Annotated in this window: 4 protein-coding genes; 3 read left to right on the top strand and 1 reads right to left on the bottom strand. The window is 61.3% G+C overall.

Annotated features, from left to right (window positions below; translation table 11 throughout):
- Positions 1-339: a DUF2304 domain-containing protein gene (locus MSIMFI_RS08175; RefSeq protein ID WP_191496831.1), complete on the top strand. Its 339-nt coding sequence runs from the start codon at positions 1-3 to the stop codon at positions 337-339.
- 234 nt (positions 340-573) lie between these two features.
- Here MSIMFI_RS08175 and MSIMFI_RS08170 read toward each other — a convergent pair whose 3' ends face one another.
- Positions 574-855 carry a PE family protein gene (locus MSIMFI_RS08170; protein WP_191496830.1) on the bottom strand — a complete coding sequence of 94 codons (282 nt, stop codon included), beginning with the start codon at positions 853-855 and terminating at the stop codon, positions 574-576.
- Positions 856-1,295: 440 nt separating this feature from the next.
- Between MSIMFI_RS08170 and MSIMFI_RS08165 the strand changes: the two genes are divergently transcribed.
- The gene (locus tag MSIMFI_RS08165) at positions 1,296-11,258 is read left to right on the top strand and encodes a PPE family protein (protein WP_191496829.1); all 9,963 of its coding nucleotides are present in this window, start codon (positions 1,296-1,298) and stop codon (positions 11,256-11,258) included.
- 161 nt (positions 11,259-11,419) lie between these two features.
- Positions 11,420-12,072 (top strand): PE family protein (locus MSIMFI_RS08160; protein ID WP_191496828.1); only part of this gene is annotated, 653 nt, incomplete at its 3' end.

The following is a 12,072-nucleotide window of genomic DNA, read 5'->3' as shown; positions in this document are numbered from 1 at the left end:
ATGAACTGGATCCAGGTGCTGTTGATCGGGTCGATCATGGCGCTGTTGGTCTTCCTGTTGCGGTCCCGCCGCAGCGCGCGGGCTCGGGCCTGGGTCAAGGTCGGCTATGTCGTATTCGTGCTGGCGGGGATCTATGCCGTGCTGCGACCCGACGACACTACGGTGGTCGCGGCCTGGTTCGGGGGGCGCCGCGGCACCGACCTGATGCTCTACGCGCTGATCATGGCGTTCAGTTTCACCACACTGAGCACCTACATGCGGTTCAAGGATCTGGAGTTGCGCTATGCCCGACTCGCCCGCGCGGTCGCATTGGAGACCGCACAGGCGCCGGACAACTAGTCCCACGATTTCGGGCGGGCCCGAGCCACATGCGACGCGAGGAGGAGCGCTGTAAGGCGAACAACGACGTCCACTCGTTGGGGTGGGAAATCGCACTGTTGTTGTGCGTCGAGGCGGCTGGGCGGGTGGTGTTGCGCCGCCCCGGCAACGCCTGCGTCCGGGCGTTGACCAAACCAAGCACGGCTCGCTCGACGTTGGCCGATTCGGCGCTTAGATGGGCGCCAGCGCCACCCCTCACCGCGCTGGCAAATTGGTCTTAAACAGCATCGCCTGGGCGCTCAGCACCTGATCGCTCCGTGCCGGCGCACCTAATAACGGCGCCACGTCGATCGACACCTGGTCGGCATTAGGGGCCACCACCCCGGTTGTCGCCGCCGCGGCAGCCTTGTTCGCCACGGCCACGGCCCAACCGATGCGCTCCACGTCCAACGCGGCCGCCGCCAGTGACTCTGTTGACACACTGTTGGGAACGACATACTCCTCCTCAGCCGTCTGGCGATGAACGATGTTTGTCAACAAGATGGAGCCGGTGGTTTCGGAGTTGATGAAGTTTTCCTGATATCGACAGCTTGCAAGGTGAGCACTGCATTACCTCGCGGCCGCCAGTGCCGAACCGCCAGGTGCATCGGTATGGGGGACGCCTAACTGGTCGTAGTGGTGTCGGAGGCCGGATTACCGGCGGCATCGCCTCAGCCTGGCCTGCTGATTTCACGATTAACACACGATTACCGAAGGCCCGCCCGTTACACATTGCCTACACATCGGCTGTGACAAGAATCTTGGGATCTTTGGGATTTTGGCTCCGCGCGATCGATTCGCGGTCGTTTGGAGACCAGCCCGTTGATCAGCAATTTCTTGCAAAAAGTTGGCAGATCATTATCAAACACATGCCCAACACGATCTGATAGCATCGGCGGCCATCGCGGCCGCCGCCAGAGATCCCGTTAAGGACTGGGATGAATTACACGGTGCTGCCCCCAGAGATCAATTCGGCGCGCCTGTTTTTCGGCGCCGGATTGGAACCGATGCTGAATGCAGCGGCTGGCTGGCAGGGTCTGGGCACCGAGTTGGGTTCCGCCGCGGCCTCGTTTTCGTCGGTGATTTCGGGCCTGACGGGCTTCTCATGGCAGGGGGCGGCGTCGGCGGCAATGACGCGCGCGGCGGCACCCTATCTCGAGTGGCTGAGCGCGGCGACGATACAGGCCGAACAAGCGGCAACGCAGGTCCGCGTGACGGCGGCCGCGTTCGAGGCAGCACTGGCCGCGACGGTTCGCCCTTCGGTCATCTCGGCCAACCGCTCGCAGTTTGTGTCGCTGGTGCTCTCAAACCTGCTAGGCCAAAACGCGCCGGCCATAGCAGCTATTGAGGCTCAGTACGAACAGATGTGGGCCCAGGATGTGGCCGCAATGTTGGGCTACCATGCCGCGGCTTCGGGCGCCGTCTCGGAGTTGACGCCGTTCGCCGCCGGGTTGCTGGCGAACCTGCAGAACCAGGTGGGCGGCGCTGCGACTGCGGTCGGCGCTAGCCTGGCCAACACCGCCGCTGCCAGCGCGCCGCCAGCCACCGGACCTGGAGCCGCCCCGGCAGCAGCCGCCACCTTGCTGAGCCCGACGGCCTTCAACCTCGGCTTCGCCAACGTCGGCTTCCCCAATATCGGCAACGCGAATGTCGGCGCCTACAACTTTGGTTCCGCAAACATCGGCAGCAGCAACATCGGCTTCGGCAACACCGGCAGCGGCAACATCGGCTTCGGCAACACGGGCAACCACAACATCGGCTTCGGCAACACCGGCAGCGGCAACTTTGGCTTGGGAAACTTCGGCTTCGGCAACACCGGGTTTGCCAACACCGGCAACAACAACTTCGGCATCGGGCTTACCGGCAGCAACCTGGCAGGGTTCGGCGGCCTGAACTCGGACACCGGCAATATCGGCTTGTTCAACTCGGGCACCGGCAACATTGGCATCGGCAACACGGGCACCGGAAACTTCGGCGTCGGAAACTCGGGCAGTTACAACACTGGAATTGGCAATTCGGGTATCACCAACACGGGCTTTTTTAACGCCGGCATTGCCAATACCGGCATCGGCAACACGGGCAACTACAATACCGGCAGCTTCAACCCGGGCAGCAGCAATACCGGCGGCTTCAACAGCGGCGATTACAACACTGGCTACTTCAACACCGGCAACTACAACACCGGCTTCGCCAACTCGGGCGATGTCAACACCGGCGCTTTCATCTACGGCAACTACAGCAACGGCATCTTGTGGAGAGGCGATCACCAGGGCCTTCTTTTTGGGGGCCCAGGCTTCGGTAACTCGAGCACAGTCCCGTCGTCGGGCTTTTTCAACAGCGGTGCCGGTGGCGCGTCGGGTTTCTTTAACTTCGGCGCCAACAATTCTGGGTTCTTCAACTCTTCATTAGGGGCAATCGGTAACTCAGGCTTTGCAAACATCGGGGTGCTGGAATCGGGCCTGTTGAACTCGGGCAACACCATATCGGGCCTCCTCAACTTGAGCTTGGTGAACATCGCGACGCCGGCCTATGTCTCGGGCGTCTTTAACGCCGGAAACAACGTGTCGGGCTTCTTCCTCCGCACAACACTGCTCAACCTAGGCTTCGCAAATGAGGGCGTCGGGAACATCCTCGGCAACGCAAACATCGGCAACTACAACATCTTCGGCAGCGGAAACCTCGGCGACTACAACATCCTCGGCAGCGGAAACCTCGGCAGCTATAACGTCTTCGGTGACGGCAACAGCGGCAGCCAGAACTTCGGTAGCGGCAACCTCGGCGACGCAAACCTCGGTTTCGGCAACCTGGGCAGCCACAACTTCGGCTTCGGCAACGCCGGCAACGGCAACATCGGCTTCGCCAACACCGGCAACAACAACATCGGCTTCGGCAACACCGGCAGCGGCAACACCGGCTTCGCCAACACCGGCAACAACAACTTCGGCATCGGGTTTACCGGCAGCAACCTGGTGGGCTTCGGCGGCCTGAACTCGGGCACCGGCAACATCGGTCTCTTCAACTCAGGCACCAACAACATAGGTTTCTTCAACGCGGGCACTGGAAATGTCGGCATCGCGAACTCGGGCACTGGGAACTGGGGCCTCCTGAACGCAGGTATCGGAAACTGGGGCGTCGAGAACCCCGGCACCGGAAACACGGGCATCGGCAACGCGGGCCAGTACAACACGGGCTTCTACAACGCCGGCACCGTCAACACGGGCTTTTACAACACCGGCAGTTACAACACCGGCAGCTCAAACGCGGCCACCACCACCTCAGCGTGCTCAAACCCGGGTAACACCAACACCGGCTACTTCAATCCGGGCGACATTAACACCGGCATTTTCAACATGGGCGACGTTAACACGGGCGCTTTCAACACGGGCAACTTCAACAACGGCTTCTTCATGTTAGGCGATAATCAGGGCCAGATTGCCATCAATCTCTCGGTAACTATTCCCTACATGCCCATAAACATGCAGATGATTATGCCCGTAAATCAGGTAATGATCCTGGGCGGCATGACCATACCTCTCACGGTACCTGGGTCGGTTTTCCCTCGAATCGACTACCTGGGCGGTCTTTTCTTTTTTGGCCCCGTCGTTCTCGGCGCTTCAAGTGTTATTGCTCCCACGGTCACACTGACCATTGGCGGACCAGACGTTACCCTCCCCATCAGCATTGTCGGCGCCCTCGAGGGCGGCACGATTACGTTCCTCAACATTCCGGCGGGTCCCGGCTTCGGAAATTCGACTACCAGCCCCTCGTCGGGATTCTTCCACTCGGGCACCGGTGGCACATCTGGTTTCCAAAACTTCGGCGGTAACAGTTCGGGCATCTGGAACAGCGGCTTTGGAAGCGCAATGGGAAACTCGGGCTTCGCAAACTTCGGCTCGCTGCAATCGGGCTGGGCAAACTTGGGTAACAGCGTCTCGGGCTTGTCCAACACCAGCCTGGCGGGCCTCGCGGTGCCGGGCAATGTCTCGGGTCTTTACAACACCGGCAGCAACCTCGTCGGCTTCTTCCACGACCAGGTGGCGGGGATGTCGACGTTCAACCTGGGTTTCGGAAACCTCGGGCAACTGAACGTAGGCAGCGGAAACCTCGGAAGTTTTAACTTCGGCAGCGGAAACCTCGGCAACGCGAACGTTGGTTTTGGCGACCTGGGCAACAACAACTGCGGATTCGGCAACTCCGGCAACGGCAACATCGGCTTCGGCAATACCGGTAGCGGCAACATCGGCTTCGGCAACACGGGCAACAACAACGTCGGATTTGGCAACACCGGCGACAACAATTACGGCATCGGGCTCACCGGTGCTGGCCAGATCGGCTTCGGCGCCCTGAACTCGGGCACCGGCAACATCGGCCTATTCAACTCCGGCACCAACAACGTCGGCATCGGCAACTCGGGCACCGGCAACGTCGGCATCGGCAACACCGGCAGCGGCAACTCCGGCATGGGCAACACCGGCAGCGCCAACACCGGCATCTTCAACTCCGGCGGCGTCAACACCGGTTTCTTCAACTCCGGCAACGTCAACACCGGCATCGGCAACGCGGGCAACTACAACACCGGCAGCTTCAACGTGGGAAGTTTCAACACGGGCGGCTTCAACCCGGGCTCCTACAACACCGGCTACCTCAACACCGGCAATTACAACACCGGCCTGGCGAACTCGGGCAATGTCGACACCGGCGCGTTCATCTCCGGCAACTACAGCAACGGGCTCTTGTGGAAGGGCGATTACCAGGGCCTGTGGGGCGCTAATTACACGATCCACGTTCCCGAAATTCCCGCACATGTCGACGTGAATGTTCCCATCAATATCCCCATTACAGCCAGCGTCACCGAGACGCTCTTCAGCGGCATCACTCTTCGGGACGTCAACTTCGGTTCCAGCGTCCCCATCGGGGCACTCCCAATCGCGCACGGCGAAATCAATTCCGTCACCGTGCCGCCAATCAAGGCTTTAGGCCTCTCGATCTCGTTCAACATAGGAGACCCCGAGGGTTCAACCGTGGTGCGGGTCCCCTTCACGGCCAGCGTCGGCCCCGTCGACTGGACGCTGGTCAACATCCCGGCCACCACTGGCTTCTTCAACTCCACCACCAGCCCGTCCTCCGGCTTTTTCAACCGCGGGACCGGAACCGTATCGGGCATCGCCAACATCGGCGCCAACATCTCGGGCGTTGAGAACGTCGCGAACTTCGGAACCTCGGGCTTCAGAAACCACAGTGCGCTGCAATCGGGGCTGGCGAACCTGGGCAACACCGTTTCGGGCTTTTTCAATACCGGCATCGGAACGCCGGCCAGCGTCTCGGGTATGGAAAACATCGGCAGCAACCTCGCGGGCTTCTTCCACAGCCAGGTGGCCGGCGCGTCGATGTTCAACCTGGGATTGGGGAATATCGGCGCATACAACCTGGGGTTCGGAAACCTGGGTGATTACAATTTCGGCTTCGGTGCCCTCGGCGATGCGAACCTCGGCTTCGGCAACATCGGCAGCAGCAACTTCGGCTTCGGCAACACCGGCAGCCACAACATCGGCTTCGGCAACACCGGCAGCGCCAACATCGGCTTCGGCAACACCGGTGACGGCAACGTCGGCTTCGGCAACACCGGCAACAACAACTTCGGCATCGGGTTTACCGGCACTGGCCAGATCGGCTTCGGTGCCCTGAACTCGGGCACCGGCAACATCGGCCTATTCAACTCCGGCACCAACAACGTCGGCATCGGCAACTCGGGCACTGGCAACTTCGGAATCGGCAACACCGGCAGCACCAACACCGGCTTAGGCAACACCGGCAGCACCAACACCGGGTTCTTCAACTCCGGCAACGTCAACACCGGCCTCGGCAACGCGGGCAACTACAACACCGGCAGCTTCAACGTGGGAAGTTTCAACACCGGGGGCCTCAACCCGGGCTCCTACAACACCGGCTACCTCAACACCGGCAACTACAACACCGGCCTGGCGAACTCGGGCAATGTCGACACCGGCGCATTCATCTCCGGCAGCTACAGTAACGGGCTCTTCTGGCGGGGCGATTACCAGGGGCTGTCGGGCTATAGCAGCACCAGCACCATCCCCGACACCGCCATCCCCGTGAACCTCCATGTACCGATCTACCTCGATATCCCCATCAGCGGCACACTTGGTACCGTCACCGTCCCGTCCTTCACCCTCCCGTTGGTCGTTGTCGATGCGGAGTTTTTCGGCGGCATTCCGGCGAGGCTCATCGATGTCGCGCCGATCACTATCTCTACGATCACGATCGCCCTGCCCCCGATCGGCGTGAATATCGGTACCGGCCCGGGCCCCCTGATCGATATCGGTGGCACCGGCGGCCTGCTCCCTGTCAGGCCCCCGCCCATCGACGTCCCGGCCGGTCCCGGATTCGGAAACACGACCAGCACGCCGTCGTCGGGATTCTTCAACTCCGGCAGCGGGACAGTATCGGGCTTCGGAAATGTTGGCGGCAACATTTCCGGCTTCTTCAACCTCGGCTCTGGCACCTCGGGAATTTCGGGCTATCAAAACTTCGGCGAGTTGGTGTCGGGCGTGTCCAACTTCGGTAACACAGTCTCGGGCTTCCTCAATACGAGCACGAACACCAGCACCAACCTCGCGGGTCTCGTCCTTGCCAACCCGCTGACTAACTGGGGCTTGGCAAATGTCGGCAACGGCAACATCGGCAGCGGCAACATTGGCGCCTTCAACTTCGGCTACGGAAACGTCGGCACCGCAAACTTCGGCAGCGGCAACATCGGCAGCCACGACTTCGGCTTCGGCAATACCGGCAGCGGCAACATCGGACCCGGAAACTTGGGCAACTACAACCTCGGCTTCGGGAACGCGGGCAGCAACAACCTCGGCTTCGCGAACACCGGTAACAACAACATCGGGTTTGCGAACACCGGCGACAACAACATCGGCATCGGGCTCACGGGCACTGGCCAGATCGGTTTCGGCGCCCTGAACTCGGGCAGCGGCAACATCGGCCTGTTCAACTCGGGCGCCGGCAACGTCGGCCTGTTCAACTCGGGCACCGGAAACATCGGGTTGTTCAACTCGGGCACCGGAAACTGGGGCATCGGCAACCCAGGCATCGACAATATGGGCATCGGGAACTCGGGCACCGGAAACTGGGGCCTGTGGAACCCGGGCACCGGAAACACGGGCATCGCCAACGCGGGAAGCTACAACACCGGCAGCTACAACACCGGCAGCACCAACACCGGCATAGCCAACCCGGGCAACTACAACACCGGCAGCTACAACACCGGCAGCACCAACACGGGCATCGCCAACGCGGGAAGCTATAACACCGGCATCTACAACACCGGCAGCACCAACACCGGGCTGGCAAACTCGGGCAATGTCAACACCGGCGCCTTCAACGCGGGTAACTATAGTAACGGCGTCTTATGGCGCGGCGATTACCAGGGGCTGTGGGGGGCTCACGCTGAAATCAACATTCCTGAATTCCCGCTGGTGAACTTGGATCTAAACATCCCCATTAATATCCCGATCTACCTGGATCTCAGCAACTTTGCTCTCGACGACGGGTTCACCATTTCACCCATCGTCATCAATGGCGCCGGAATCGCCGACTACACCATCGGACCCATCATCATTCCGCCCATTACCGGTACCCTGCCGGTGATCGATGTCACCATCGGCGGACCAACTACCTCGCTGCCGATCGCAATCCGCAGCGGCTTTGGCCCCATCAGAATCGTGCTTCTCGACATGCCGCCCGCCCCGGGCTTCGGAAACTCGAGTTCCAGCCCCTCGTCGGGCTTCTTCAACTCCGGCACCGGTTCAGCATCTGGCTTCGGAAACATCGGCGGCAACAACTCGGGCTTCTGGAACAGTAGTTTGGGAAGTGCTGGAAACTCGGGCTTGCAAAACCTCGGCTCACTTCAATCGGGCTGGGCAAACTTGGGCAACGTCGCCTCGGGCTTCCACAACACCAGCACGGCGAGCCTGACGACGGCGGCCAACGTATCGGGCTGGTCAACCACCGGCACCGACCTGGCGGGCGTGTTCCGCGGCCCGACCGGGACAACAATCTTGAACCTGGGTCTTGCGGACCTAGGCCAATTAAACGTGGGCAGCGGAAACCTCGGGGACTTCAACCTGGGCAGCGGCAACATCGGCGCCTACAACTTCGGCCTCGGAAACAACGGTGCGGCAAACTTCGGTTTCGGCGACCTGGGTAGCAACAACTTCGGATTCGGTAACCTGGGCAGCAGCAACATCGGCTTCGGGAACAACGGCAGCCATAACATCGGCTTCGGCAACACCGGCAGCGGCAACTTTGGCTTCGGCAACACCGGTGACGGCAACATCGGCATCGGGCTCACCGGCACTGGCCAGATCGGTTTCGGCGCCCTGAACTCGGGCACCGGCAATATCGGCCTCTTGAACTCGGGCACCGACAACGTCGGCATCGGGAACTCGGGCACTGGCAACTTCGGCATCGGCAACTCCGGCACCGGCAACGCCGGCATTGGAAATGCGGGCACCTACAACACGGGCTTCTTCAACACCGGCAACTTCAACACCGGCGCCAGCAACCCGGGTGACTACAACACCGGCTCCTACAACACCGGCAACTACAACACCGGCACCAGCAACCCGGGTGACTACAACACCGGCTCCTACAACACCGGCAACTACAACACCGGCATCGCAAACGCCGGCAACTTTGGCACCGGCGGCTTCATCCGCGGGAACGAGAACAACGGCTTCTTCTGGCGCGCCGACAGGCAGGGGCTGTTGGCGGCCAGCTACACCATTTCGGTTGACAGAATGTCCGCATTCCTCACTGTCGACGTTCCCGTCAACATACCCATCGTTGGCACCATCACCGACATTTCCATTCCCGCCATCACTATTCCGGTAATCAACGCCAGAGGAAACCTCGATTTGGGCATATTCGAGGGCACAATCACTGCTCCGATGGGCCCCATCCATATTCACGGCGGCGATGACTCGGCACCCTTGAACACGCCCATCGTCATCACCTTTGGCGCCCAACCCGCGGTGAACATCAACATCGGAAATCCTGACGGCTCAACCGTCATACACATCGTGGGCACCGGCGGCTCGGGCCCCGCCCACATCCCGCTCATCAACCTTGCGCCGCAACCGGGCTTTTTCAACGCCACGACCGGCCCGTCGTCGGGCTTCCTGAACTGGGGCACCGGCAGCGCCTCGGGCTTGCAAAACTTCGGCAACAATTCGGGCTTCTACAATGTCGCCACCGCGGCCATTGGAAACTCCGGATTCCAAAACTACGGTTCGCTGCAATCGGGCTGGGCGAACTTGGGCAACACCGTCTCGGGCCTGTTCAACACGGGCCTTGGAAGCCTCGAAACTCCGGCCAATGGCTCGGGCGTCTACAACGTCGGCCCCAACCTGGCCGGGTGGTTGCAGGACGGGCCGAGCGCGGCGACCTTAAACCTGGGTCTGGCAAACCTCGGACTCGGGAACCTCGGCAGCGGCAACCTCGGCAGCTACAACTTCGGCAGCGGGAACATCGGCAGCTATAACCTCGGCAGCGGAAACATCGGCAGCGTAAACATCGGATTCGGAAACTCAGGCCCCGCGCTGACGGCCGCCGTCCAAAATCTCGGCTTTGGGAACACCGGCAGCTTCAACATCGGCTTCGGCAACACCGGCAACGCAAACATCGGCATTGGCAACACCGGCAACGCAAACATCGGCATTGGCCTTAGCGGCGACATGAAAGTGGGATTCGGCGCCTTTAACACGGGCAGCGGCAACTTCGGCTTGTTCAACTCGGGCACCGACAACATCGGCTTCTTCAACTCGGGCACCGGCAACTGGGGCATCGGAAACTCCGGCAGCTACAACACCGGCATCGGCAACGCCGGCAGCACCAATACGGGCTTCTTCAACACCGGCCTCGTCAACACCGGCATCGGCAACGCCGGCGACTACAACACCGGCCTCTACAACATAGGCAACACCAATACCGGCAGCTTCAACACAGGCAACTACAACACCGGTGGCTTCAACCCCGGCAGCTACAACACCGGCTACTTCAACACAGGCAACTCCAACACGGGGGTCGGAAACTCCGGCAATGTCGACACCGGCTTCTTCATTTCGGGCAATTACAGCAACGGCGCCTTCTGGCGAGGCGACTACCAGGGCCTAGGCGGTTTCGCCTACCAGACCACCATTCCCGAAATCTCGTGGAGCTACGCTGTCGATAGCAATATCGAAATACCTATCCGCGGCGCCATCAATGCCGTCACGCAGGAAATGTTCACCGTTGAAGAATTCTCGATACCCATCAGCTTGGAAGTATTCATCTGTACCTTATTCGACCCCTTTACCGGCAACTGCCTATTCGGTTTCACGGAGACACAACTGATAACCACCCAACACATCGGCCCATTCACAGGCGATCTGAGCGAGCTTAACCCCGAAACCCCGATAGACATGGTTCTCTCGCAACGCTTTGATCCCGGCGCCGGCTCCGTGGGCCCCTTCAGCTTCGGCTTCGGCTGGCAGCAAACTCCGGGATTCTTCAATTCGAGCAGTTCCCCGTCGTCCGGCTTCTTCAACTCCGGGGCCGGTGGCGTATCAGGCTTCTTCAATGACGCCGCTGGCGCTCTATCGGGTATCGGAAACGCCTTCAGCCAGAACTCGGGGTTCTTCAATGTTGCTGGTTACGGAAATTCCGGCTTCGAAAACTTCGGCAACCTGCAATCGGGCTTTGCGAACTTGGGCAACTCCCTCTCAGGCTTTTACAACGCGAGCGTGCTGGACCTGTTGATGCAGGCGTACGTTTCCGGCTTCGGCAACATTGGCACGCGGCTGTCCGGCTTCTTCAACAACGGGGTGGGGTCATGACCCGGGTGTGGAATCGCGCCGCAGCCACTGCGACCAGCGCATTTCATGACTTCCGAATGTCTGCCGAAGGCCGCCCCGGCAGGATGAACGCATTTGAGTCCGCGCGAGGGTCGGTCGGAATAACCTACAAGAGCCCTACGAGCAAGTAGTAGGAGAGACAGATGTCGTTTGTCTACGCCGTACCAGAGATGATCAACGCGGCGGCAGCCGATTTGGCGGGCATCGGCTCGGCGGTTAGCGCGGCTAATGCGGCAGCCGCATTCTCCACGACGGCGGGGGCGGCGGCAGGCAGCGACGAGGGGTCGGCGGCCATCGCGGCGGTTTTCGGGGCGCACGCCCAGGATTATCAGGCGCTCAGCGCGCAGGTGGCACGGTTTCATGACCAGTTTGTGCGCAACCTCCAGGGGGGTGTGGGCGCGTATGCGGCCGCCGAGGCGACCAACGTGGCTGAGCAGCAGCTCCTAGATCTGGTCAACGCGCCATCCCTAGCCCTGACGGGGCGCGCACTGATCGGCGACGGCGCCAACGGGATCTCGCCCGGCCAGGCCGGCGGCAACGCCGGATGGCTATGGGGTAACGGCGGCAACGGCGCACCGGGGGCAGCGGGCCAGGCCGGCGGTCGCGGTGGTGACGCGGGACTGCTATGGGGCAACGGCGGAGCGGGTGGGGCCGGCGGGCGCGGCCTTTTCACGGGCCAGGCCGGCGGTGCCGGCGGTCCCGGTGGCAACGCCTGGCTGTTCGGCAACGGCGGTGCCGGCGGGGCCGGCGGGATCGGCCAGAACGGGCAGGCATCCTTCATGCAGGGTGCCGTCGG

Source organism: Mycobacterium simulans (assembly GCF_900232995.1).
Classification (GTDB): Bacteria; Actinomycetota; Actinomycetes; order Mycobacteriales; family Mycobacteriaceae; genus Mycobacterium; species Mycobacterium simulans.
Note: the sequence above shows the minus strand (reverse complement) of the source record. Positions and strands in the feature narration are given on the sequence as shown.